We start from the raw sequence: 228 nt of genomic DNA on the forward strand, positions 1-228 counted from the left end.
TGTCGCCGGCGCGCACCAGCCGCGCGGCATGCGCGCCGATGCTGTCTTTCCGCGGCAGGTTCTGCGTGTCCTTTTCGTGGGTGTCCTGCTCCAGCGGGGGCTTGCGCACCAGGGTGGCGCCGCCGCGGGTACGCGTGGCCAGGCCCAGCGCTTCGGTGAGGATCAGGTCGGCGCGGCTGGTCACTGCCGGAACGCCGAAGCGCTCCACCAGATCGCTGACCTGCACGG

At 71.9% G+C, this 228-nt stretch carries 1 protein-coding gene; it reads right to left on the reverse strand.

What is annotated here, in order from left to right; genetic code table 11:
• The coding region (locus KVS69_RS20970) for a DeoR family transcriptional regulator (protein WP_345776838.1) at positions 1–226 on the reverse strand (226 nt) is incomplete at its 3' end.
• Positions 227–228: the final 2 nt, after the last annotated feature.

Origin of the sequence: Stenotrophomonas sp. GbtcB23 (genome assembly GCF_019091045.1) — a bacterium.
GTDB classification, from domain to species: domain Bacteria; phylum Pseudomonadota; class Gammaproteobacteria; order Xanthomonadales; family Xanthomonadaceae; genus Stenotrophomonas; species Stenotrophomonas rhizophila_A.